Origin of the sequence: Citrobacter sp. Cpo074 (assembly GCF_030332745.1) — a bacterium.
Lineage (GTDB): Bacteria > Pseudomonadota > Gammaproteobacteria > Enterobacterales > Enterobacteriaceae > Citrobacter > Citrobacter portucalensis.
Genome location: NZ_JAOWHG010000033.1, coordinates 236,688 through 260,637 on the forward strand (window position 1 = coordinate 236,688; position 23,950 = coordinate 260,637).

21 protein-coding genes are annotated in these 23,950 nt (G+C 51.5%); all 21 read right to left on the reverse strand.

Annotated elements, in window-relative coordinates:
- The 21 genes from fnlA to wzb all read right to left on the reverse strand — a co-directional run bounded on the left by fnlA (window position 1) and on the right by wzb (window position 23,945).
- On the reverse strand, window positions 1-1,035 hold the full coding sequence (fnlA, locus tag OGX83_RS15490; protein WP_071444763.1) for a UDP-N-acetylglucosamine 4,6-dehydratase/5-epimerase: 1,035 nt from the start codon (window positions 1,033-1,035) through the stop codon (window positions 1-3).
- A gap of 497 nt (window positions 1,036-1,532) precedes the next feature.
- Entirely contained in the window at window positions 1,533-2,426 is an 894-nt protein-coding gene (gene galF, locus OGX83_RS15495; RefSeq protein WP_286588467.1) for a UTP--glucose-1-phosphate uridylyltransferase GalF, read from the reverse strand.
- Window positions 2,427-2,591: 165 nt separating this feature from the next.
- Entirely contained in the window at window positions 2,592-3,986 is a 1,395-nt protein-coding gene (gene wcaM, locus OGX83_RS15500) for a colanic acid biosynthesis protein WcaM (protein ID WP_286588469.1), read from the reverse strand.
- An 11-nt stretch (window positions 3,987-3,997) separates the two neighbouring features.
- Window positions 3,998-5,218 (reverse strand): colanic acid biosynthesis glycosyltransferase WcaL, encoded by a 1,221-nt coding sequence (gene wcaL / locus OGX83_RS15505; protein ID WP_286588472.1) that lies wholly within the window; start codon window positions 5,216-5,218, stop codon window positions 3,998-4,000.
- Window positions 5,215-6,495, reverse strand: a complete 1,281-nt coding sequence (gene wcaK, locus OGX83_RS15510; protein WP_286588474.1) for a colanic acid biosynthesis pyruvyl transferase WcaK — start codon at window positions 6,493-6,495, stop codon at window positions 5,215-5,217. The genes wcaL and wcaK overlap by 4 nt, the downstream gene beginning before the upstream one ends.
- A gap of 23 nt (window positions 6,496-6,518) precedes the next feature.
- A complete protein-coding gene (gene wzxC, locus OGX83_RS15515) occupies window positions 6,519-7,997 on the reverse strand; it encodes a colanic acid undecaprenyl disphosphate flippase WzxC (protein WP_286588476.1) in 1,479 nt (492 codons plus the stop codon).
- Window position 7,998: 1 nt separating this feature from the next.
- Entirely contained in the window at window positions 7,999-9,393 is a 1,395-nt protein-coding gene (wcaJ, locus tag OGX83_RS15520; RefSeq protein ID WP_100272160.1) for an undecaprenyl-phosphate glucose phosphotransferase, read from the reverse strand.
- Window positions 9,394-9,447: 54 nt separating this feature from the next.
- Window positions 9,448-10,818 carry a colanic acid biosynthesis phosphomannomutase CpsG gene (gene cpsG / locus OGX83_RS15525; protein ID WP_286588479.1) on the reverse strand — a complete coding sequence of 457 codons (1,371 nt, stop codon included), beginning with the start codon at window positions 10,816-10,818 and terminating at the stop codon, window positions 9,448-9,450.
- A gap of 135 nt (window positions 10,819-10,953) precedes the next feature.
- Entirely contained in the window at window positions 10,954-12,390 is a 1,437-nt protein-coding gene (cpsB, locus tag OGX83_RS15530) for a mannose-1-phosphate guanyltransferase (RefSeq protein ID WP_008785192.1), read from the reverse strand.
- Window positions 12,390-13,616, reverse strand: a complete 1,227-nt coding sequence (wcaI, locus tag OGX83_RS15535; protein WP_286588482.1) for a colanic acid biosynthesis fucosyltransferase WcaI — start codon at window positions 13,614-13,616, stop codon at window positions 12,390-12,392. Before wcaI ends, cpsB begins: the two co-directional genes overlap by 1 nt.
- Entirely contained in the window at window positions 13,613-14,092 is a 480-nt protein-coding gene (locus OGX83_RS15540; protein ID WP_079934509.1) for a GDP-mannose mannosyl hydrolase, read from the reverse strand. Before OGX83_RS15540 ends, wcaI begins: the two co-directional genes overlap by 4 nt.
- A gap of 2 nt (window positions 14,093-14,094) precedes the next feature.
- Window positions 14,095-15,060: a GDP-L-fucose synthase gene (gene fcl, locus OGX83_RS15545; protein ID WP_286588484.1), complete on the reverse strand. Its 966-nt coding sequence runs from the start codon at window positions 15,058-15,060 to the stop codon at window positions 14,095-14,097.
- 2 nt (window positions 15,061-15,062) lie between these two features.
- Window positions 15,063-16,184, reverse strand: a complete 1,122-nt coding sequence (gene gmd, locus OGX83_RS15550) for a GDP-mannose 4,6-dehydratase (RefSeq protein ID WP_048235024.1) — start codon at window positions 16,182-16,184, stop codon at window positions 15,063-15,065.
- A 24-nt stretch (window positions 16,185-16,208) separates the two neighbouring features.
- The gene (gene wcaF, locus OGX83_RS15555) at window positions 16,209-16,763 is read right to left on the reverse strand and encodes a colanic acid biosynthesis acetyltransferase WcaF (RefSeq protein ID WP_048235022.1); all 555 of its coding nucleotides are present in this window, start codon (window positions 16,761-16,763) and stop codon (window positions 16,209-16,211) included.
- A 9-nt stretch (window positions 16,764-16,772) separates the two neighbouring features.
- A complete protein-coding gene (wcaE, locus tag OGX83_RS15560; protein ID WP_048235020.1) occupies window positions 16,773-17,519 on the reverse strand; it encodes a colanic acid biosynthesis glycosyltransferase WcaE in 747 nt (248 codons plus the stop codon).
- A 5-nt stretch (window positions 17,520-17,524) separates the two neighbouring features.
- Window positions 17,525-18,742: a colanic acid polymerase WcaD gene (gene wcaD / locus OGX83_RS15565; RefSeq protein ID WP_234102665.1), complete on the reverse strand. Its 1,218-nt coding sequence runs from the start codon at window positions 18,740-18,742 to the stop codon at window positions 17,525-17,527.
- Complete coding sequence (gene wcaC / locus OGX83_RS15570) at window positions 18,717-19,934, reverse strand: colanic acid biosynthesis glycosyltransferase WcaC (protein ID WP_286588487.1); 1,218 nt, start codon at window positions 19,932-19,934, stop codon at window positions 18,717-18,719. Before wcaC ends, wcaD begins: the two co-directional genes overlap by 26 nt.
- A complete protein-coding gene (gene wcaB, locus OGX83_RS15575; protein ID WP_286588488.1) occupies window positions 19,931-20,419 on the reverse strand; it encodes a colanic acid biosynthesis acetyltransferase WcaB in 489 nt (162 codons plus the stop codon). Before wcaB ends, wcaC begins: the two co-directional genes overlap by 4 nt.
- A gap of 2 nt (window positions 20,420-20,421) precedes the next feature.
- Window positions 20,422-21,264 carry a colanic acid biosynthesis glycosyltransferase WcaA gene (wcaA, locus tag OGX83_RS15580; protein ID WP_000206145.1) on the reverse strand — a complete coding sequence of 281 codons (843 nt, stop codon included), beginning with the start codon at window positions 21,262-21,264 and terminating at the stop codon, window positions 20,422-20,424.
- A gap of 72 nt (window positions 21,265-21,336) precedes the next feature.
- Window positions 21,337-23,499 carry a tyrosine-protein kinase Wzc gene (wzc, locus tag OGX83_RS15585; RefSeq protein WP_186413195.1) on the reverse strand — a complete coding sequence of 721 codons (2,163 nt, stop codon included), beginning with the start codon at window positions 23,497-23,499 and terminating at the stop codon, window positions 21,337-21,339.
- Window positions 23,496-23,945: a low molecular weight protein-tyrosine-phosphatase Wzb gene (gene wzb / locus OGX83_RS15590; protein ID WP_032949610.1), complete on the reverse strand. Its 450-nt coding sequence runs from the start codon at window positions 23,943-23,945 to the stop codon at window positions 23,496-23,498. Before wzb ends, wzc begins: the two co-directional genes overlap by 4 nt.
- Window positions 23,946-23,950 lie beyond the last annotated feature (5 nt).

The window sequence follows — 23,950 nt, forward strand, 5'->3', positions numbered from 1 at the left end:
TTATTCATCCAGTTGATATTCTTTTTTATCGCAAATAGCTCTAATAAAAGCCAATTTTAGCAATAATTTTTTCATACCTTCTACATCAAGACGTTCTGTATTGTGTGAATTATAATCTTCAATTTGCGAAATTCGCTGATCGCCCTGTTCTACGTATTTCCCATAATTGAGGTCTCGAAGATCAGGTGGAACACGGTAATATTCACCCATATCTTCAGCAGCGACCATTTCTTCACGGCTCAGTAATGCTTCATACAATTTTTCACCGTGGCGGGTACCAATAATATGTACAGGATGTTCTGGAATCTCCATCAGTTCTTTGAGTGCAATAGCCAATGTTTCAATTGTTGCAGCTGGTGCTTTTTGAACAAAAATATCACCATTATTGCCATGTTCAAAGGCGTATAATACGAGATCAACCGCATCATCTAAAGTCATCATGAAACGTGTCATATTTGGGTCAGTAATCGTCAGAGGTTTACCCTCTCTAATCAAGTCCACAAATAATGGAATAACCGAACCGCGCGAAGCCATAACGTTTCCGTATCGAGTACCACAAATTACGGTTTTAGACTTATCAACATTTCGGGATTTAGCTACGATAACTTTCTCCATCATAGCCTTGGAAATACCCATCGCATTGATAGGATAAACTGCCTTATCTGTACTCAGGCAGACAACACGTTTCACACCATTTGCAATTGCAGCCTCGAGTACATTTTCAGTACCTAACACGTTCGTTTTTACTGCTTCCATGGGATGGAATTCACAAGATGGTACTTGCTTCAAGGCCGCTGCATGGTAAAGGAAATCTACACCACGAGTTGCATTTAAGATTGATTGATAGTCACGGACATCGCCAATATAAAACTTCAATTTCGAGTTATTATATTTTTTTCGCATGTCGTCTTGCTTTTTTTCATCACGACTGAAAATACGAATCTCTGCAATATCCGTATCTAAAAATCTTCTTAAAACCGCATTCCCAAAAGAACCTGTACCACCTGTAATTAACAAAACCTTATTTTTAAACATATAAAATTTCTCTCATTAGCTTTTTAGACGCTTAACGTCTTTTCCTACAACGTCTTTGACTGTAGTAAATTAAATATTAATCTTATAAAAATGAAATCTACTGGAAGTGTATGCAGTTTTGCTTTTTCTGATCGTTTATTAATCAACAAAGTTCAGAATTACGTTTAGAAAGATCAGGCATCGATATGCCTTCACGATCAAGCACGCTACCGCCCCTGGCTTTACAGCTACCAGATCACTAGCTAGATTCCAAAGATGATGGTCACTGCCAACTCAGGCAAAGACGCCAAAATCAAGCACTAATTGTCTTACCAAATGCTGACAGAAACAAGGAAAAACCCAACAAAAAACAGATTAAACTTAGTAGGTTAACTTATTATAATTAGTTGCTTTTCATATAAAAAACGACAGTAACACTCCGCTGCATAAAGCATAGACACCGGAATGTTAACTGCCGCTCTTTTTTCGGGCATACATCACAAAGACGTGAACATCTTCTACTCGCTCAACAACTTCTCAATGCCCTTCCGGAACTTCGGACCTTCCTTCAGGTTACGCAGCCCATACTTAACGAATGCCTGCATGTAGCCCATCTTTTTACCACAGTCGTAGCTGTCACCCGTCATCAGCATGGCGTCAACAGACTGTTTTTTCGCCAGCTCAGCGATGGCATCCGTCAACTGAATACGCCCCCAGGCGCCTGGCTGCGTATGCTCCAGTTCTGCCCAAATATCAGCAGACAGCACATAGCGCCCTACGGCCATCAGATCGGAATCAAGTGTCTGCGGCTGGTCTGGTTTTTCGATGAACTCAACGATACGGCTGACTTTACCTTCGTTGTCCAAAGCCTCTTTGGTTTGAATAACAGAGTATTCAGACAGATCGCCCTCCATACGCTTAGCCAGCACCTGACTGCGCCCGGTTTCATTAAAACGAGCAACCATAGCAGCGAGGTTGTAGCGCAGCGGATCCGCACTTGCGGTATCCAGAACGACGTCAGGTAATACCACGACAAACGGGTTATCACCAATGATAGGACGAGCACAAAGGATGGAATGACCCAGACCCAGTAACTGAGCCTGACGGACGTTCATGATAGTTACGCCCGGAGGACAGATAGACTGCACTTCGGCTAAGAGCTGGCGCTTAACACGCTGCTCAAGGAGTGATTCGAGTTCGTAAGAGGTGTCGAAGTGGTTCTCAACTGCGTTCTTAGACGCATGAGTCACCAGAACGATTTCTTTGATACCGGCAGCTACAATCTCGTCGACAATGTATTGAATCATCGGCTTGTCTACGATCGGCAGCATCTCTTTAGGGATTGCCTTCGTGGCAGGCAACATGTGCATCCCCAGACCTGCTACCGGAATAACTGCTTTCAAATTAATCATTAAGTCATTCACCTATTCAATTGTTGCTGAATTATAGCTTTTTAGCTTGTTTTAGCCAGTATGAATTACATTACTCCGATGCCGCGTATGTTACGCCGCTTATCTGCGGAATGCAGTAATCTTAATCCCAGGCGGGTACAACTTTTGCCAGGAATGGTCGCAAAGTTACCTCCCCTGCCCCGGCAGTCGAAAATTCACCGCTTCGACATTCACCACCTGATGGTTTACCCGGTCAATGTCAACTGAACTTTGCCCGCTTTCGTTTACTGCATGTACGTTGGCCAGTGAGAGCAGTGTGTCCTGCCTGGCCATAAACTTGCCGCGTACGTCCTGGCGCAGATCGAATTGCATCTTGAGCGCGGGTCCTGTTGTGGATTGCTGCATCACCCTGATGTTACGTAAAAAAAGATGCTGCGGTTGGTTGTGCAACTCAAGCGTGGCTCGCTTCATCTCCACGTTGGTGATGGCCACGAACGACGTTGCATTACCTGATGAGATCTGAATGCCGCGTAATTTATATTCAAGTTTCGTGTTATCCAGATGGATATTATTTAACTTAAAGTTCTGCGGGATGGATAAATATCGTCCTTTAATAACACCGTAGCCAATGAGCATACCTGCGCTATTTTCCATATTGATATTATCAATCACGAAATTATCGCAGCCATAAATAGCAACCGTTGCATTATCAATGCCTGCTTTCTTACTAAAATCTGGGGTAATATTTCGTGCGGTGATATTACGAATGATAAAATGTTTGCCGTTCTCTACATGGACTAACTGTCGACAGTCGGTGCCGGTGATATTCGCCACCACAAAGTTTTTTACCGCCAGCTCATCGGGATAGGTATTGTCATAGGTACTGCCCGCCAGCCCAATGCCGATGCCCCAGTTCACGTTGCCATTGGTACAGTTAATACGTTCAATGACATGGTCAGAAATGAGGATGTTGCTGTCGTTGATCGCCACATTCCACTCAATGGCATCTCCCTGTAGATCGCTAAAACGGCAGTTTGTAATCTTTACACCATCCATCCGGTTATGAAAGCCCTGACGCAGGATCCCATAGTTGGCGCGCGTGACGGTAATATCATCGATAATCAGATTGCGCATCAGCCTCGGTATTTTGCCGCCGATATAGACTTGTGTCACTGGGCCAAAACCACTCATGGAAATCCCTTTTATCACGCAGTCCGAACCGCGCACATCGAGGGTAACATTCCTCAGGCTCCCCCCCTGCTCACCCACTACCTTACATCCATCCTGCAGAACAAAGCGACCACGTCCATTGCCGCTGATTCTGCCTTGCAGGTGTAGCGTTTTGCCAGGAGGAATAACGACAGCGGTATTGAGATCCTTACATTCCAGTTCTTTGGGTACGACTACCGTTTGTCCTTCTTTGAACGCCTGCCGGAAAGAAGCGACCCAATCCTTTGGGTTGTAATCCTGAATGTTGATGCTGCCCGATGATTCAAGCGCCCGGACAACAGGAGTATGCAATACGACAAGCGCAGAGCCTGCCGTCAGAAAAGTACGGCGTGAGAGTTTGTTCTCTGACATACAACCTCGATTTACATCGTTTGCAGCAGACTGGCTAACTGTTTATTGATCGCTAACTGATTAAATTCAGTTTCAATTTTTTCTTGCGCACACTGCACAATCGGCTGTACCTGCTCACTGCCGAGCAGGCTAAATGCCGCTAACCTCTCAGCCAGTGCCTGCGCATCGTTTTCTGGAGCCAACCAGCCAGACTTACCCGACTCGACCAGCTCCGGGATCCCGCTGTGAACGGTAGAAATCACCGGAATACCTACCGCCATCGCCTCCATCAGCGCCACCGGGATCCCCTCCATATCGCCGTCTCTTCCGGTAATCGACGGCAGCAAAAATACATCCGCCTGCTCAAGCATCTCCTTCACCTGATGGCTGGGCTTAAAGCCGGGCATCTCAATCACGTCATCGAGTTGATATTGCTCGATCAGTGTGCGTAAACGTCGCTCCCAAGGGCCGATACCCAGAATGCGATAACGAAATGAAACGCCCTGCTCTTTTAACTGACGACAGGCTTCGATGGCGACGTGCAGTCCTTTTTTCTCGGTTAACCGGGCGACAGAGATAATTTCCAGCTGTGCAGCTGGTGCTTTCAGTTGGCGAGGGGTAAAACGCGTCATGTCGATACCCATACGCGAAACCGCGATTTTATGCGGCGGGCATCCCATGTTTTTTAAACGTCCGGCCCAGAGATTGCTGATGGGTAACATCAAATCTCCACGTTGAAACAGCTGCTGATACTCAGGGGTATAGCGGGTAAGCACATCCCGATGCGAAACATCGACGCCGTGAAATACCGTAGCGATTTTTCCGCGGATCATCCCAAGCTCACGCAGCTTAGCGGCCGTTACGCCTGCTGGCCCAAAATGAGCAATAAAGACATCCGCTTCAAACGCCCGCGGATTCCCACCGCAAATGGCCGCCAAAATCAGATTGCGCGCTTCCTCGCCATAGCGTGCAACATTCAACGCTTTCCAGGTCGCTGCGCGGGTGAGACCGTGCAGAGCCGCCGCCGCCCTATATTTCAGCTTCGCCAGTTTGCTTTCCGGTTCATTCAGCAACCAGCGCGTTTTTTCACCCAGCCGATAGGTATTAAATGAGGCATGCGTATTTTCAAGATCGCCCTTCTGCAAAGCGACAATCTCCACGTCGTAGCCCATATCGATAAATGCGGTTATCTGATTGAGTACAAAGGTCTCAGAAGAGAGAGGAAATTTAAGCAGGAAAAAGCCAATCTTCATTTTTCCCCCTCAATACGCGTTAAAACCGACTGCACCATGTGTACCCCGCGTTCGCGTTCGCGTGTCACAGCATCCCCAAGCCGTATGTTCAGTTCAGGTAGCTGTCCGAGGGTACCGGCGACCTTTCCTTCCAGACTGCCATCGAGCAGATGGCGAATATCGACAGCCATCTCCGGCAACCCCAACTGTTGCATGATCCCTGCCGATTTATGCTCGTAGTTAATGGCGATGGCCGGCGTCATAAAATTCATCGAGATGATGGCCGAGTGCAACCGAGTACCCACCGTCAGATCGCATGCCCCCAGAATCTTCCCCATCTCCAGATCGTTAAGTTCATCCATCACCACATGATATCGGGCCGGGTCGTTAACATACTGGCGCAGGTTTAACGCCACCATGCGATCATCTTTGTTGTAACTATCAATACCGGTGCAGGTTGACAGTGCAATCACCTGGTAACCTTCATCGAGTATGCGGTTCACTACCCCGGCAAAGGCTTGCTCATAGGCCTGCTGCGTTGTCCCCAGACGCTTATCAAAAGGCGCCAGCTCGCGCAATGTAATGGCAACGGTCTTCTGTTTAGCCGCCATGTCTAACCAGTGCTGTACCGCATAACCTGGCTCAAAATCCTCATGATGATTGTCGACCAGCCAGGCCGTATCCACGCCTGTTTCAACTTTAACCGTGGTAATTGCGCTGCGCTTCATCAGATCAAGACTGACGGATTCACGTAAAATCAATGCATTACAGTGGCCAAACACGTAGTTCGCCAGTTGATTAAACTGCTCATCCTGGAATGGCCCCACGCTGTGACCAATCATGTACAGCGGTTTTTTCGCCATAAACGAACACAATGCATGTTCAAACTGCGGCACACCATACAGATCGACAAAGAACGATCCGCCGACCTGGATGATGGCGTCATAGCGCGACAACAAACGAACAAAATCGGTAAAACCCTGGGCGATAGCGATATTGCGCAGATTACCGGAGTCGGTAACACGCGAGAGCAGTACCTGATGCTGATAGCGACGACGCAGCACTTTCTTCACGCGCCCCATAACACCCACTGCATTGTTGTGTTGTCTCATCTGCAAATACAGCGGATCGCCCATCACCGGGCGGTTCAGCAACCATGAGGAGCTCACTGGGTAACGGCTCATAACATCCACTTCAGTCTCAGGACGCAACGCGTTAATGGCATCCAGCAAACCGCGCAGGATCGCGCTATCCCCTCGGTTCCCGCAGGTATGGTTGCCCAAAATTAATAGTTTCATTATGACCTCTTAAAGCGTTGTTCTTATCCTGCACGGAGCAAGGTTTTCATTTTTTCACTGCGACAGAGCTGGCATTTTATTTCCACCACCAGCGGATGACGCGACAGCACTATCATTAGCGCAAACGCCAGCGCCCCTGCCGCTATCTGGCTCCCCAACAACACGCCCAACGACAGTTGGCCATGCAGCATTACGCCCAGCGCATAGCTCACCACAAGGGTTGGCAAGGAGAGATACAACGGCAGCCAAAGACTGAGCATGTACTGGCGGTAGCTGGGGCCAAGAACAGGTTTAATCATCACGAAATAGCTGAGGACGGTGTTAATCACCTGGACCAGTAAAAAGCCCAGCGTCACGCCAATTGCCCCGGCCAGATGTCCACCGATGAAAATGGCGGGAATAAACAGAAAGGTTTTGAACACATTGAATTTAAAGCTGATATCGACCCGCGCTTTCGCCATCAGCAGTGAACCGATTGGATTCCCCACCGAGCGCAGCAGCCCAACAATGCACAGCAGTTGCAGGATGGGGATAATGCCGTTCCACTTCTCACCGAATACCAGCGGCACCACGTTATTCGACACCACCATCAGTCCCAGCAGCGCCGGGAAGTTGATAATTCCAACCACCGACAGCAGCTTGTAAAAATTCACTCGCAGCTTTTCACTGTCGTCCTGGATTTTGGCAAACGCCGGAAACAGCACGCGGGTGATAATCGGGTTCAGTTTGATCGGGGGGACAACCGCCACATTCCAGGCGAGATTGAATCCGCCCGCCACGCCAGCTCCCAACGTGCGGGCTAAAACCAGCGTGGAAAGGTTGGTATTGATGTAATTGATGATGCTGTCTGCCGTCAGCCACGCACCAAAACGCAGATTCGACGAAACGGATGCCAGCGAAAAATGCAGCCCCGGACGGTAAATCCGGCGACCAAAATAGCCGAACAGCAGCGTACGTAGCGTACTGTTTACCAGATACCCGAGAATGGCCGTCAGTGCGAGCGGCCAGAAATGGGCGCTGACTACGGTAAAGATAAAACCAGCCAGTACCGAACTGGTTTCAATCATGCCAATTTTGTTGAAGGCCAGCTCTTTTTGCATCAGCGCACGAAACTGCTGCCCGTGCGGTATCACCACAAACGCCAGCGATAACGTTTTGATGAGCGGTGCCAGTTCTGGGTTATTAAGTACGCTGGCAATCGTCTCGCTCAGCAGAAACATCGCTACGCATACCACGATACCCAGCCCCACGTTGAGCCAGTACAGCGTGGTCAGTTCAAGATAGCCAATCTCTTTGCGCTGAATAATTGAGTTGGCAATACCAAAGTCAGACAGTGTATCGGCCAGCGCGATGATCACCAGCGCCACGGTTAACAACCCGAACTGGTGGTTATCAATAATCCGTGCCAGTACGGTCATCTGGATAAGACCCAGACCAATGATGATCACCGTGGCAATCGCCGACCACTTTGCGCCGTTCAGCGTTTTTTCTCGTAAGCTCATGTTAATACGCCGCTTTGTTGACAAAGCCTTTGAATACCGTCAGAAAAACAATTTTGATATCGAACCACACGCTCCACTCGCGAATGTATTCGAGGTCAAATTCCACACGTTTTTCCATTTTTTCCAGCGTATCGGTTTCACCGCGCCAGCCGTTGATTTGCGCCCAGCCGGTAATACCCGGTTTCACCTTATGGCGTAACATGTACCCCTCGATAAGCTGGCGGTACTGTTCGTTATGCGCTACCGCATGCGGGCGTGGCCCGACAATAGACATGCCCCCGGTCAGCACGTTAATAAACTGCGGCAGTTCATCGAGCGACGTTCGGCGCAGGAAATTCCCCACAGGGGTAACGCGCGGATCGTTTTGCGTCGCCTGCGTCACAACCGCGTCGTTTTCCATCACTTTCATCGAGCGAAATTTCCAGACTTTGATCGGTTTTCCGTCCATGCCATAACGGGTCTGGCGGAAAATCACCGGTCCTTTGGAGGTCAGTTTTACCAGTAGCGCTATGCCACACAGCACCGGAGAAATAAGCAGCAGGATCAGCGAAGCCAGCACGATATCTTCCGCGCGTTTCAACAGGCGATTGATCCCCGAGAGCGGCGTGTCATACAGCGGCACCACCGGAACGCCATTCATCTCTTCAATCCGTGAATGCAGAATGTTGAATGTAAAGACATCAGGAATAAGGATCACTGAGCAGGTAGTGTCGGCCAGCGCGCGAACCAGTTTTTTGACGCTGGCGCCATCGCTCATCGACATGGCGATATAAACGTTATGAATACGTGAGGCTTTGGCGTCGTCCACCAGCTGTTGCAGATTACCGGCCCAGTCACGGGAGTTTTTTCCAGGGATAGGATCGTGATAGACCCCCGCCACTTCAAACCCCAGCCACGGTTCATGGCGAAAGCTGTCCAATAGCATTTGTCCGGCGGGCAGGTCCCCTGCCACCGCCACCCGGCGCGTGTTATACCCGCGATTACGCAACCATCCCGCGCCGTAGCGAATAAACGAACGGCTCAACACCAGGCCAACGCTGGATAGCAGATACCACGCCAGCCAGACGGCGAGACGGTTATCAAAATCGTTATTAAAGGCGATCAGACCTGCGCAAAAAATCAGACTCAGCGTCCAGTTTTGCAGCAACAGCACCAGCTCAGTGGAAATTTTGACACCGCGCCAGGAGCGATAAAAATCCGTTATGCCACCGAGCATCTGAAAAACGACCAGCGTGATCAGCGCCACCAGCAGGTGCATGTACAGGAAAGGCAAACCGCTTAATTCGCAGATTACCCACAACCCGCCAAACATGATGGTGATATCTGAAAAGCGTTGCACCATCGAAATTAACGACGCATTGGTTTTGGCGCGTTCGCGCTTTTTTAGATGTGTCATCGTGGTTCCTGTTAGTCACCCTTTGCCCAGAATCGGGCAAAGGAAGCACCAGCATTACTGATTCAGTAACGCCAGAAGAGTGCGCGTTCGCGCTTCCATCAACGGAATATCTCCGCGCGATTCCACGTTCAGGCGCACCACCGGTTCGGTATTGGAAGAGCGTAAATTGAAGCGCCAGTCGACAAACGACATGCTGATACCGTCCGTTCTGTCCACCGACAGCGCCTCACGAGAAAAATGCTGCTCCACGCGCGCAATCGCTGCCGTCGGCTCTGCCAGCGTACTGTTTATTTCACCACTCGCCGGGTAGGCCACCATCCGGTCACGGACCAGTTCGCCCAGCGACTGTCCTTTCAGACACAGCAGTTCCGCCACCAGCAGCCACGGGATCATTCCGCTGTCGCAATAGGCAAAATCGCGGAAATAGTGGTGCGCGCTCATTTCGCCACCATAAATGGCATCTTCATGACGCATCCGCTCTTTGATAAACGCGTGCCCGGTTTTTGACATCACCGGTTTACCGCCTGCCGCCGTCACCACATCCACGGTGTTCCAGGACAGGCGTGGGTCGTGGATAATTTTCGCCCCCGGATTCTTCTCCAGAAACGCTTCCGCCAGCAGGCCGACAATGTAGTAGCCCTCAATGAACTGACCTTTTTCATCGAACAGGAAGCAGCGATCAAAATCACCGTCGAAGGCAATCCCCATATCCGCGCCGTGTTCAATCACTGCATGGCGCGTGTCGGCCCGGCATTCCGGCAGCAGAGGATTGGGAATACCGTTGGGGAAGTTGCCATCCGGCGTGTTGTGAATTTTGATGAACTCGACCGGCACGCCCAGCGCCTTGAAACGGACTTCAATGGCGTCAACCACCGGACCTGCCGCGCCGTTGCCGGAATTGAGCACCAGCTTCATCGGTTTCAGGTTGGCGGGATTGATGTAACCCAGCAGGTGGTCAATGTAGGCATCACGGGTAGTAATGCGCTGGTAGCGGCCACGTTTTGTCTCATCAACCGTTGGGAAGTCATTGGCTTCCGACAGGCGCTGCACGTCGCGCAGACCGGTATCACCGCTGATGGGCCGTGCCCCTTCCCGCACCAGCTTCATGCCGTTGTAATCCATCGGATTATGGCTGGCGGTCACTTCAATACCGCCATCAATGCCCAGGTGGAAAGTGGCAAAATAAATCTCTTCGGTGCCCGACATGCCAATATCCAGCACATCCACCCCCGCGTCCTGTAGTCCTTTCGCCAGCGCCAGCTTCAGCGTCTCACTGGTCAGGCGCACATCGCCGCCGAGGACAATCGTTTTTGGCTTCAGGTACTCGCCGTAAGCGCGGCCAATGCGCCACGCGATATCTTCATTCAGCTCTTCGCCCAGCCTGCCGCGAATATCGTAGGCTTTGAAACAGGTTAATTTCGTCATGATTTACCCTTCTTCAGGCAACAGGAGGCCCTGACTCTTAATGAGCCTTTTAATGAGTGTTAAATGCATTTCCCGGAGCGCTTCGCTTATCGGCCCTACGGTGTTGTAGGCTGGATAAGCGCAGCACATCCGGCATCAGGTACGCCCGTATCTGTCCGCAAACCGCACCACATCATCCTCATCGAGATAAGATCCGGAGCGCACTTCAATCAGATCGAGCGGGATTTTCCCCGGGTTCTCCAGACAATGGGTCGCCCCCAGCGGAATATAGACAGACTCGTTTTCAGCGAGCAGTTTGATGTCGTCATTGATTGTCACCTTCGCGGTACCAGCCACCACAACCCAGTGTTCAGCCCGGTGATGATGCATCTGCACGGACAATCCCTCACCGGGTTTAACGGTAATCCGCTTCACCTGGTAACGGTCTCCGGCATCAATAGAGTCGTACTTGCCCCATGGACGGTAAACTTCACGGTGAATATGGTGCTCATGACGTCCGTCAGCTTTAATTTGCTCCACCACTTTTTTGACGTCCTGCACCGCGTTGCGATCGGCGATCAGCACCGCATCTTTGGTCTGCACCACCACCAGATCCTTCACCCCGACGGTCGTCACCAGGCCAGATTCGGCATACACGTAGCTGTTTTCCGTTTTATGGCTAATGACGTCACCATGATGCACATTACCTTCAGCAGTATGGGCGCTGATTTCCCACAATGATGACCAGGAGCCAACATCGCTCCAGCCTGCGTTCATGGGCATCACCACCGCATCGGCCGTACGCTCCATTACCGCATAGTCCACAGACTCTTCCGGGCAGGCGAGAAACGCCTGTTCATCAACGCGGATAAAATCGAGATCGGGGTCAACCGTACTCATGGCGTTTTCGCAGGCCTCAAGAATGTCGGGGCGATATTTTTTCAGTTCTTCCAGATAGCGCCCGGCCCGGAACAGAAACATGCCGCTGTTCCAGTAGTAGTCGCCGCTCGCCACATAAGCCTGCGCGGTTTCCAGATTGGGCTTTTCAACAAACTGCGCCACCTCAAAAGCCACGGCGTCGGTATTGGTCGGCGAAACCTCGCCGCGACGTATATAGCCGTAGCCGGTCTCCGGCTGGTCCGGCACGATACCAAACGTCACCAGCTTACCCGCGCTGGCATACGGCATTGCATTGCGAACCGCCTCGCGAAATGCCTCTTCATCGGCAATCATGTGATCGGCCGCCAATACCAACAGCAGCGGATCTTCCCCCGGACTTTGACGTTTTGCCGCCAGCGCGGCCAGCGCTATCGCCGGTGCCGTATTGCGCCCGGCGGGTTCGAGAATAATATTCTCAGTCAGCTTATGCAGTTGTCGTAGCTGTTCCGCCACGATGAAACGGTGTTGTTCATTACAGATAACCACCGGGCTTTCACACTCCACGCCGTTCAGACGACAAATCGTTGTCTGCAGCATGGTGAGATCGCCTTTCAGGCACAGGAACTGCTTTGGATACAACACGCGGGACAGAGGCCATAAACGGCTACCCGAGCCACCGGCCATCACCACCGGAAAGAGTTTGTTTTGACTCATCATGTACCCCGAATATCTGCAATAAATTGGCTCAGCACGTTTTCTTTATCCAACGTGCGTTCGGCATACTCACGTGCCACCGTGTTAATCTTTGGCATGGTTAACGCCTGTTGAATCCCGCCAACCAGCGCATTCACTGATTCAGGCTCGACACACACCGCGATGCCTGGGTGAGCGTCACACAGCTGACCCAACTCGGTCTCAGGTTCGGCGGTAATCACCGCGTTACCGCCAACGGCGAGGATATTGGTCAGTTTGGAGGGCAATACGGCATCCGCCGCACCGCGCTTTTGTACCACCAGATGGCAGTCCGCCATCTTGAGCAGCGCAGGCAGCGCGTCATAAGATTGCAGCGGAAAGAAGATCACATTGTTCAGGCAGCGTTCGCCAGACATACTCTCCAGCCGCGCTTTACCCCCGCCCTGCCCGACAATCACAAACAGCCAGGGCTGTTCGCTCAACAGAGCCGCTGCGTCGATCACACTCTCCAGCCCTTGCTTTTCACCGATATTGCCTGAGTAGAGAATGATTTTTTTATCATCAGGCAAGCCCAGTTGCTGGCGCAACGCCAGAGCATCAGCATCGTTCACGTCACGAAAACGTGCTACTTCTGACCAGTTCGGAAAGAAAATGACCTTCTGTGCATCAACGCCCTTCTCCTGCGCTTTATTCATCATTGAGCGAGAAATGGTCGAAATATGATCCATATTCAACAGCCCACTGCGCTCAAAGGCGCTGGCCAGTTTTGCCACCGCGCCACGCTTGCCATTGCCCGCCATGCCAAGCCCCAGCATGGCATCGACTTCGTAATCCTGAATATGCAGCAGCGTGCGCGCCCCGGACAGCTTCGCCAGCAGACGCATGCCCGGCGTACAAAACAGCGTTGGCACTACCCCAATGATGCGATCCGGCTTCCAGCGACGCTGCGCCAGCAGCGGGAAGAAACTGCTCAGGGCGAAACTGCCTAGATGCAGCAAGCGCTTGAGCGTAGAAGGCTGCTCAGGCACATACAGCGGACAACGCCAGACGATGGCATCGCCCTTTTCACGACGATAGCGCCAGGATGAATAGCGACCGTTGACCTTCCACTGCGGATAATAAGGCGGCGCAGTGATCACCCGTACGTCATGCCCCTGTTGCGCCATCCACTCCACCATTTCACCGGTGTATTTACCGATACCGGTCAACTCCGGCGAATAGTTGATGCCATACACAAGGATCTTCATAGCCCGGGTACTCCGGCCTGACTCTTCTCACAGAAGTAAGCCCGGCTGTTGTCGTGCACGTGGTCACTGGTCAGAATCTCTTCAATTGCCAGCCAGCGGTACGCGTCATGTTGAACGTCAGGCAGTTGCAGGTCGTTTTCCGACACCCGCAGACGAAATCCCAGCACGATGTAATGCGTTGAGAAATCTTCCCCGGAAAAGTTGTCGTCATAGAAGTGCTGCCAGACCCCGTAAAACTTTGCAGCGGACAGCGGTAAACGTAACCCCAGCTCAGCGTCAGTAAGCCGCTCAAAGGCCGCGCGCAGCGGTTCATCTTTTTGCACCCGACCGCCGGGCACGAACCAGTACCCCTGCGCCGGACGATTGAGGCGCTTGCCAAGCAGAAATTCGCCGTGGGCGTTTTCCACGATCAAATCGATGGAAATCAGCGGAGTTGAACGTACAACGGTGGCAAAATCCTCATGACGTAAAAACATGCTTACCCCCGGTAACGGTGCTGGTTTTCAAGGAACCACTGATATGTACTGGCAAGCCCCGCTTCCAGAGATATCTCGTGATACCAGCCCAACTGATGCAGACGCGTAACATCGAGCAATTTGCGCGGCGTGCCGTCCGGTTTGCTGGCGTCAAACACCACGCGCCCCTTGTAACCCACGGCCTGCGCGATAGTCTGGGCCAGTTCACGGATGGTGCAGTCCACACCGGTGCCCACGTTGATATGCGACAGCATTGGTTGGGTATATTCCTGCAACACTTCCTGAGCCAGCTCCATCACGTGGATACTGGCCGCCGCCATATCGTCGACATGCAGAAATTCACGCATTGGCGTCCCGCTTCCCCACACCACCACATCCGGCGTATTTTGCTCGCGAGCTTCATGAAAGCGGCGCAGCAGCGCCGGGATCACATGCGAATTACTCGGATGAAAGTTGTCATGCGGTCCGTACAGATTGGTCGGCATCACCGAGCGATAATCACGGCCATACTGTCGGTTATACGATTCGCACAGCTTGATACCGGCAATTTTGGCAATCGCATACGGCTCATTGGTCGGTTCAAGTGCCCCCTGCAACAGTTCACTTTCGGCGATCGGCTGGGTGGCTTGCTTGGGATAAATACAGGATGACCCGAGGAACAACAGTTTATTCACGTTATGCAGATGCGCTGCATGAATAATGTTGCTCTCAATCATCATATTTTCATAAATAAAATCAGCAGGATAAGTATTGTTCGCCACAATCCCCCCCACTTTTGCCGCCGCCAGATAAACCTGGTCAATACGTTCAGCGGCAAAGAACGCCTGCACCGCACCGGCGTCCAGCAGATTAAGCTGGTCGCGGGTACGCAGCACCAGCTCTACGTTATTTCGCTGCGCCAGTTGTCTGACGATGGCGGCCCCCACCATCCCGCGATGGCCCGCCACAAAAATACGTTGTGTCTTCATCCTCAGTACTCCAGCGCGATAGCGACCTCGTAACCGTGCGACTTGAGCAGGGAATGTTTCTTCGCCGCATCAAGATCGTTGGCAACCATTTCCGAGATCATCTGGCGCAGCGTGATTTCCGGTTTCCAGCCCAGTTTTTCATGTGCTTTGGCCGGATCGCCCAACAGCGTTTCCACCTCAGCCGGACGGAAGTAGCGCGGGTCAACGGCAATCATGACATCCCCAGGTTTCACCCCCGGCGCATCGTGTCCGGTCACAGAAACCACGATGCCTTTCTCATTCACGCCCTCGCCTTCAAAGCGCAATTTAATCCCCAACTGAGCGGCCGCCATTTCCACGAACTGGCGCACGGAATACTGCACGCCGGTGGCAATCACGAAATCTTCCGGCTTATCCTGCTGCAGCATCATCCACTGCATCCTGACGTAATCTTTGGCATGCCCCCAGTCGCGCAGTGAATCCATGTTGCCCAGGTACAGGCAAGACTCCAGCCCCTGAGCGATGTTGGCGATCGCCCGGGTAATTTTGCGAGTGACAAAGGTTTCGCCGCGGCGCGGAGATTCGTGGTTGAACAGAATGCCGTTACAGGCATACATCCCGTAAGACTCGCGGTAGTTGACGGTGATCCAGTAGGCGTACAGCTTGGCAACGGCATACGGTGAACGCGGATAGAACGGCGTGCTCTCTTTCTGTGGGATTTCCTGTACCAGACCGTACAGCTCAGAGGTGGACGCCTGATAAAAACGGGTCTTTTTCTCCAGACCAAGGAAGCGGATCGCCTCCAGCAAACGCAAGGTGCCGATCGCATCAACGTCTGCGGTGTATTCCGGTGAGTCAAACGACACCGCGACGTGACTCATGGCGCCCAGGTTATAGACCTCATCCGGTTGGACCTCTTTTAAAATACGGGTCAGGTTGGATGAATCCGTCAAATCACCATAGTGCAGATGAAATTTGGGATTGCCTGAATGCGGATCCTGGTAGATGTGGTCCACACGTTCGGTGTTGAATGATGAAGCGCGACGCTTAATACCGTGTACTTCGTACCCTTTTTCCAGCAGGAGTTCTGCCAGGTAAGAACCATCCTGCCCGGTTACGCCAGTAATGAGAGCGACTTTTGACATGTTATAACCTCTTCAGTGATCCCCTCAGGGAGTAACTTTCTCGACGCGTTCGCGCGTGACTACTGCGGGATTTCCCCGACAAATGACATTTGCTGGCAGCGATTTAAATACGCTGCTTCGTGCTCCAACGACGGTGCCATCGCCAATCGTCACGCCAGGCGCGACAAAGACATCTGTCGCCAGCCAGCATTTAGCGCCAACCACAATCGGCGTGGCGTTAATATCAAAATGTTGACTGGCATAATCATGACTCCCGGTGCATAAATAACTTTTTTGCGAAATAACCGCATGGGCGCCAATCGTAATATCACCTAACGTATATAAAACCGCGTCGTCACCCACCCAGGCATAATCTCCCAGGGTTAATTTCCACGGATAAGTAATTTTTACTGAAGGCCGAATGACTACGTTTTTTCCTATTTTTGCGCCAAACATTCGTAATAAAAATGCACGCCAGCGATACATGACCTGTGGAGACCAGCGAAATAATGTTGCTTGCACCGCCCACCATAATTGCACTTTAATAGCACCACCACCGCGAAAACCTCCAGGCACTTTAAATCCGCTTAAGTCCTGCATAATATGCCCTTACGTTTTCCCATATAAGGTTTTTGTTTTAGCGGTTGTGCGCAGACGTAAATACTCTGACAAACCGGTCCAAAAACCTGGCATGTGTAATATCTGGCGCTGTACTTTTTTGGCATCCCGACACAATTCCAGATTATTCGTCGTTGACACTCCGCCCATAGAAAACTCCGATACCAACCCGTTCAACTTTTTAAAAGCGTAACCGGACTTGTATAATTGGGCTGCCAACGCGTAATCAGACGATATTTTATATTGCAAATCATAATGCCAGACATTCAGTCCTGAGAGCGGAAAGAATATCGCCTGATGACTGGCGGGCAGGCTGTGATAAATATACCAACCCGGTTTTGCCCGGCGCTTAATTTTGTTGCCATTGCCGAAATCCAGCAACGCATCGCCAATGACCATGGTCTGGTCGCTCTGCATTTTTAGCTGGCGGATAAAATGTGCCGCGTCCGCATGCAAAATATCCCCGGAGTTGAGGAACAGCGCGAACCGTCCGCGCGCCATCGCGATGCCTTTGTTCATCGCATCATAGATGCCGTTATCCGGCTCGCTGACAAACCGTAACCGGTGTTCCCCACTAAGCCCTTCAAGAAACGCCGACGTACCATCCGAGGAGCCGCCATCAACAACAATCCACTCAAAACTGATATCACCCGCTTGCGCCAGATGTGCCAGCGATGCGTGAGTTTTGACGATCCCTTCCAGATTGCGAAAGGCGACGGTAATGATACTGAGCAGCATGTGAGTTACCTCGCGATATTCAGCGCCTTGCGCAATATAAACGGACACACAATTAAAAATGCGTATTCCGGACTAAATACTGAACCTGTAAAAAACAGTGACAACGGTGTAAAAAGATAAAGCTGCACCCGATAATTCTGATTATCGCCAAACGCATTGATCATCATTTTCATGACCTTCCCCATGTACCACAGGGCTAATATCACCGCGAACCATGAAAAATAAATAATCAGCAGATACAAACCATTGTCTATTGTTTTACCGACATCTGCACCGTTAAAAATTCCGAATGACGCAACGTATTCATAAAGTGAGCCAAATCTCACTACGCCATCAACATTCAGTAATGAATAACCGACCATCACCAATGGTCCTACGATACGATAATACGATGACGAACCTTCAGTTCCTAAATCACCAAGCCGCGTTGCGATGTACGGAAAAGCAAATATCACCCCAACTAAAAACACGCTTAATGAGATTATCGCCAGGGGTAGCTTCTTTTTTATCGCATCCTTATTCAGGTACTGGAACGCCCACTCCAGGAGATAGAACAAAATAAACGTCATTACCCCTGAAAAAGATCCTGATAATATTATCCCTGCCAGAATCATAGCATTGGACTTAGGTGTTTTGATACCAAACTGTTTGATGCTGAGCCAAATTGAGATTAACGCCAGAGCGAAGAATGCCGGTTCGAAATAGAGCGCAGTGGTACGTTTCCCACCAAACTTAATAAAGTTCAGAACATAGCTGTTACTGTAAATAAGATATTTCGAAATAACTTCCATTAAACTGCTGCCGCCGCTGAGAATTATCTGTGCCATTTCAACCGCAGCTAACCCCACCACCAGCCCCACCACCAGCCAGAAAAAACGCAAAATCTTAATGTAGTTATGCGGTGAAATGGTTTTAAAGCGAATACTCCACACCATGCCAATAATCACCACGGTATAAACAAACAGCATCGCTGACGTTACGTACTTGCTGGCATCCAGTGATTGGCCGAACAGGTAGTTAAACGCCGTCAGCCCGCCCCCTACCCCCAGCGCGATCATTAATTTTTTGATATTGATGCGCTCGACAAACAGCAACAACAGAACGGGCAAGAACGTGACGATGGTTATCGGGAAGCTCTCGCCAAGCTGGGCAAGTTTGACGTTAACCAGCAGATAAAGCAGCGGTAGCACCAGATAGCTACAGATTCTGATAGAACGAGACATATTCCTCCAGCATCTGTTGCCCACTGTATGCCACCCGACTGCGCTGACTGAACGCGGTAAGGGACGTGTCAAATACCGCCTGCGCAATGTCTGATTTTTTCAGTTGCACCAGTTGCATTACGTCCGCTTCGCTGAACGTTTTGCCGCCTGATTTAGCCAGCACTTCCTGCGCGGCATCGCTGTGCGTGGCAATTACCGGTACGCCGATGGAAAGCGCTTCACAGAGAATCAGCGGGTAGTTATCGACACGGGAGCTGAACACCAGTCCATCCATCTGGTTAAGCGCACTCATCAACGTGCGCTTATCGCTCTCAAAACCGTGGTTGATGACGTTATCTCCCGCAAATGGCGAAAATTTGCCGAAGGTATGCAGCTCAATTTTGTCCCCAAGCGCGCTAATCGCTCGCACCAGTTGTTGACTGGTTTTGCCGTCATAGCGCAGGTCATGAGCTACCACGGCAATTTTCGGCCGACCGCTCTCCGCAGGCATCGCGGGTAGTTCGGCAAGAATGGCTTCAGTTGCTACATCAATACCGTTGTTAATAATGTGACATCGTCCCACGCCATACAGGCTGTTGAATGCCTCGGCCACATGCTGACTGGGTGAGATAAACTGGCAGCCCAGCGCCAGCATGGCGCGAAACATCTGCCGCTTGCCGGGCAACTGCTGATGGGCTTTATCGATTTTTACCGGCGGATAGTTGCTGAGCGTTGGGCATTTCTGGCAGCCCGTTTTCCAGCCTTCGCAGCCATCAGTAAAGGCACAGCGCCCGGTCACGCTCCAGTGATCGTGCAGCGTCCAGACGAAGGTGATATCCGGTTTATGCGCCTTCACTTTTTGGCAAAAGGTCACCACCTCTTCCAGGTTCAACCAGTAGCTGTGCAACACATGAAAATGCAGTACCAGTGGGCCGCTGGTGCGGGTAACTTCACGGTATAACTTGTTGAGATTGCCAAACATGTCGCGGTTCGAGAAACGAAACAGCGCAATGTTCGCCGCCGACGTCAGGCGCGGCGTATATTTGATAACCTGCGGGTAATTCGCATGACTGGCGCTTTTTTTACCGCCTTTGCCATAGCCATAGACAAACCGCGACGACAGCCCTTTTTCCAGCGCGCGAAGATGCAAATCTAACGCCACGCCTGCCGCCCCACCTTCTGCGAGTCGCACATTAAACTGTAATATCTTCATTTTATTACCTTCACCCGTGCCTTCTCGCCCACCACCAGCGTATTCTCCGGAACGCTATCCACCACAACGCTCCCGGCGCCAATCGTCACGTTATCGCCAATAGCAACGTCGCCGAGCAGAGTAACATTGGCCCCCAACTCAACGCCGTTACCGATGACCGGACAAGATGGATCGTTGGCACCAAGATTGCCGATAGTGACGCCGTGGCGTAGGGTAAAATCGTCCCCTGCCACCACGTGTTTATTGATCACCACCCCATAGCCATGATGGATGGTGAAACGACGACCGATTGATGCAGCAGCCTGAATTTCATAGCCAAACATGCATTCGGTGATAAGGCGATACATCACCAGCACCGGGGCAGCCCACAGGTTGTTTATGATGTTTTTTTTACGCCAGACGGAGCAAAAATGGGCAATCCGATAGGCCGCCACCATGCAACAGGGGCGCAGACTCCAGCCGTTCGCGCGTAAATCTTCCAGCATAATTAGCGTCCTCGCAGTCCGTCGGCCAGACGCTTACTGTTACGAACAGAAAGCAGCGTCAGCAGCGTGCGCCAGTTCATCCGTTTGTTGCGGATCTGATAGAGGGTAAACAGCTGATATTTCTTGCTGGCCCGGTCAAATTTGCCTTTGTGCTTGCGGTAAAACTGAAAGTAACCGGAGAATTTATTCGGCGATGAGGTAATACGCATCTCGCCGTGATTCACATGCAGGATCTGCGTCGCCTCTTTGACCTTCCACGGTTTGCCATACGCCACCACCATGCGCAGGAAGATGTCGTAATCCTGCGCCGCTTTCAGCGTGGTATCGAACAGGCATGCTTTAAACCGCCATGCCCAGGTAAATACCTGATTACCAATGATGTTGCGTTTATAAAACCTGCGGCGTGAATATACGGACTTCGGATAGAGCGGCAGACTGGTCGGCTGCGAATACACTTCGCCCTCACAGACATAGTCATTGGCATACAGAAACGCCCGTGTGACCAGTTGATGCCGGTACTGCAGGAACACGCTCAGGCGGTTCGGCGTCCATTCATCATCATCATCAATCCCCGTAATGTATTGCCCGTTGGCCTGCATAATGGCCTGATTACGCACCGCACAGGCCCCGGAGTTGGTGGAATTATGCGTATACGACACGCGCGGATCGTTGAGTTCCTCAACAAACTGCTGCAACTGCTCATATGAGGAAGAGCAATCATCCACAATGATCATCTCCCAGTGAGGGTAGTCCTGGCGCAATACCGATTTAATCGCCCGAATGGCCAGCTGCTGGCGGTTCCAGGTTGGCATATAAATTGAAATTAGCGGGTTTTCTGTCGTCATTTTCGTTTCCGGATAGATACGCTTTTGTAGGCCGGATAAGGCGTTTTCGCCGCATCCGGCAGGGTTGGTGATTTATTTCGCATCCGACGTGTATTCGTATTCGTAGTAGCCGTAATCCTGATACCCGCTGGCACGGCGGAAGATCGAGTTGAGGATCACCCCTTTCACCTGAATGCCGTTTTGCTCGAAGCGACTCAGGCTGGTTTCCACCTCTTTCAGCGTGTTGACCGCATAACGCGCCACCATCAGCGTGGTGCCGACATGACGGCCAACAATCGCCGCGTCGGTCACCGCCAGAATTGGTGGGGTGTCAATCAGCACCAGGTCATAGTGCGAGCTGGCCCAGGCAATCAGTTCGCCGAAACGCTCGCTCATCAACAGCTCGGAAGGATTGGGAGGGACTTGACCGCGAGGGATCAGATCAAAATGCGGAATCGATGTCGGTTTGGCGCTGGATGAGATATCCCCCTTACCAATCAGGATCTCAGACAGGCCGTTGACGTTATTGGTCCCCAGCAGTTCGTGGGTATAGCCTTTGCGCATATCGCAGTCGATCAACAGCACGCGTTTGTTGGTCTGGCTGATGACTGCCGCCAGGTTGGCGCAGACAAACGTTTTGCCAATCGACGGGCTGACGCCGGTCAGCATCAATACGTTGTTACGCGCCTGCATCATGGCAAAGTGCAGACTGGTACGCAGGCTACGGACCGCTTCTATGGCGAGATCGGTTGGATTACCCACGGCCAACAGCTGGCTTTGCTTGTAGCGTTTCACACCTTTAATGGTCTGAACGTTATCACGTGCTTTTTGCCATTCGGACAGCGGAATACTGGCATACACGCTGATACCATGCTCTTCCAGCGCCTGGGGGCTTTCAATACCGCGATTAAACAGAGAACGCAGCAGTACGCCCACCACAGAAAGCATCAAACCAAGAATGATACTGCCGAGAATAATCAGCGCCGTTTTCGGCTTCAGCACGCCAGGCTGGGCAATCGCGGGATCGACAATGCGCACATCGCCAACCGTACTGGCCTCGGTAATCTTCAGTTCCTGTTGCTTGTTCAGCAACTGCATATAGACCTGCTGACCGGACTCCACATCACGCGTCAGACGAACAATTTCCTGCTGCGTTTTCGGCATCGCCGTTACGCGCCCGTTCAGCTTACTTTTCTCATCTTCCAGCGCCTGGCGTTTTTCCAGCAGCGTGCGGTACGCCGGATGCGCTTTGGTGAACAGCTTGGAAATCTCCGCTTCTTTGAAGGTCAGTTCATTCAACTGCGCATCGATATTCACCATCGAATCCAGCACCGCTTTGGCTTCCAGCGGCAAATCCACGGAGTCTTTATCCTGACGAAAGGCGTTCAGCTTGTTTTCAGCAACGTCAAGCCGATTACGCACCTCAGGCAGTTGCTTTGCCAGAAACGCCAGACTTTTGGCGGCCTCTTCAGATTTACGTTCCACGTTTTGTTGCAGATAGTTGCGGGTAATACTGTCGAGGATCTGGCGGATTTGCTCGCGGTCTTCGCCGGTAAAGGTCAGGCTCAATACGCCGGTGTCTTTGCCAGTTTCCGTCACCATCAGGTTATTTTGCAGGGTGTTTATCATGCCCAGCGTGGAGAATTTGCTGACGGTAAATTGGCTCTCCGGGCTGGCATGAATCGCCTCAACCAGCATCGTCACGCCATCATGTTCCAACACCTTGCCGACTTGCCCCCGGGCGCTAAAACCCCCGTCACTCACCAGTTGATAGCTTTTGTCATTCAGCACATTGAGCGTGAAGGTCTGTTCATTCATTGCCTTTGGCAGCGTGAAGGTGGTCACATTAACCGTTTCGTTCTGACGCCCCATCAGCCGGTCCCAGCCCGCGCCAAAAATAGGGAATGTATCTTTGGTAACGGCGATATCGAGGTTAAGATCGTCTACCGTTTTCCCTAATACCAGTCGCGACTGAATGAGCTGAATTTCCGCTTCCGAGGCCGGCGGTTTGTTCGACAACGCCGAGCCAATATCCTGCACCAGTGAATTTCCGGTATTTTGCTCAATTTGCACCAGCGCGTCCGCACTGTAGATAGGTGTGGCGAACAGCGTGTAGACCGCGGCACACAATGCAAAGCCCGCGGTAATGCCAAGAACCCACCAGCGGGCTTCCACTACCGTTGCGACCAGACGACCAATATCGATTTCATCATTGCCCGTTACCGGCGCAGCAGACTGTTTAACTTTTTCTGTCATTGTTTTCCCTGCTCTGCGTTCAGTGCCTGAGCCCATTGGCGGGCAGACCGTTCAAGTAATGCGTACACCGCGTCAAACGCATCACGGCTTTTACGATACGGATCGGGAATTTCGCGCTCGCTGTCCCAGTGCCCAAAAAGCATCACTTTGCCGCGCATCTCCGGCACCATTTCACACAGGGCAGAGATATGGCGCTTTTCCATGGTCAGGATCAGGTCATACTCCCGGCACATTCGTCCCGAGATCTGCCGGGCACAATGATTATCCAGTGACAGGTTGTGCGCCTGCGCCACGCTAATAGCACACGGATCCGCGCCTTTCCCCACCAGCGCCCCAAGACCGGCTGAAGAGACCGTTAACGCCGGATGAAATTGCCTTAATAAGCGCTCTGCCGTCGGGGAACGACAAATGTTCCCCACACAGACAACTAAGATTTTGTTAAACATGATGA

Excerpts from the sequence above, each read along its gene's own strand:
- wcaI (WP_286588482.1), bottom strand. The coding sequence starts at position 13,616 with ATGAAGATCCTTGTGTATGGCATCAACTATTCGCCGGAGTTGACCGGT.
- wcaJ (WP_100272160.1), bottom strand. The coding sequence starts at position 9,393 with ATGACACATCTAAAAAAGCGCGAACGCGCCAAAACCAATGCGTCGTTA.
- fcl (WP_286588484.1), bottom strand. The coding sequence starts at position 15,060 with ATGAAGACACAACGTATTTTTGTGGCGGGCCATCGCGGGATGGTGGGG.
- wcaF (WP_048235022.1), bottom strand. The coding sequence starts at position 16,763 with ATGCAGGACTTAAGCGGATTTAAAGTGCCTGGAGGTTTTCGCGGTGGT.
- wcaE (WP_048235020.1), bottom strand. The coding sequence starts at position 17,519 with ATGCTGCTCAGTATCATTACCGTCGCCTTTCGCAATCTGGAAGGGATC.
- fnlA (WP_071444763.1), bottom strand. The coding sequence starts at position 1,035 with ATGTTTAAAAATAAGGTTTTGTTAATTACAGGTGGTACAGGTTCTTTT.
- wcaK (WP_286588474.1), bottom strand. The coding sequence starts at position 6,495 with ATGAAACTATTAATTTTGGGCAACCATACCTGCGGGAACCGAGGGGAT.
- OGX83_RS15540 (WP_079934509.1), bottom strand. The coding sequence starts at position 14,092 with ATGTTTTTACGTCATGAGGATTTTGCCACCGTTGTACGTTCAACTCCG.
- wcaM (WP_286588469.1), bottom strand. The coding sequence starts at position 3,986 with ATGTCAGAGAACAAACTCTCACGCCGTACTTTTCTGACGGCAGGCTCT.
- wcaB (WP_286588488.1), bottom strand. The coding sequence starts at position 20,419 with ATGCTGGAAGATTTACGCGCGAACGGCTGGAGTCTGCGCCCCTGTTGC.
- wzxC (WP_286588476.1), bottom strand. The coding sequence starts at position 7,997 with ATGAGCTTACGAGAAAAAACGCTGAACGGCGCAAAGTGGTCGGCGATT.
- wcaD (WP_234102665.1), bottom strand. The coding sequence starts at position 18,742 with ATGTCTCGTTCTATCAGAATCTGTAGCTATCTGGTGCTACCGCTGCTT.
- wcaC (WP_286588487.1), bottom strand. The coding sequence starts at position 19,934 with ATGAAGATATTACAGTTTAATGTGCGACTCGCAGAAGGTGGGGCGGCA.
- wcaL (WP_286588472.1), bottom strand. The coding sequence starts at position 5,218 with ATGAAGATTGGCTTTTTCCTGCTTAAATTTCCTCTCTCTTCTGAGACC.
- cpsB (WP_008785192.1), bottom strand. The coding sequence starts at position 12,390 with ATGAGTCAAAACAAACTCTTTCCGGTGGTGATGGCCGGTGGCTCGGGT.
- wzb (WP_032949610.1), bottom strand. The coding sequence starts at position 23,945 with ATGTTTAACAAAATCTTAGTTGTCTGTGTGGGGAACATTTGTCGTTCC.
- cpsG (WP_286588479.1), bottom strand. The coding sequence starts at position 10,818 with ATGACGAAATTAACCTGTTTCAAAGCCTACGATATTCGCGGCAGGCTG.
- gmd (WP_048235024.1), bottom strand. The coding sequence starts at position 16,184 with ATGTCAAAAGTCGCTCTCATTACTGGCGTAACCGGGCAGGATGGTTCT.
- galF (WP_286588467.1), bottom strand. The coding sequence starts at position 2,426 with ATGATTAATTTGAAAGCAGTTATTCCGGTAGCAGGTCTGGGGATGCAC.
- wcaA (WP_000206145.1), bottom strand. The coding sequence starts at position 21,264 with ATGACGACAGAAAACCCGCTAATTTCAATTTATATGCCAACCTGGAAC.
- wzc (WP_186413195.1), bottom strand. The coding sequence starts at position 23,499 with ATGACAGAAAAAGTTAAACAGTCTGCTGCGCCGGTAACGGGCAATGAT.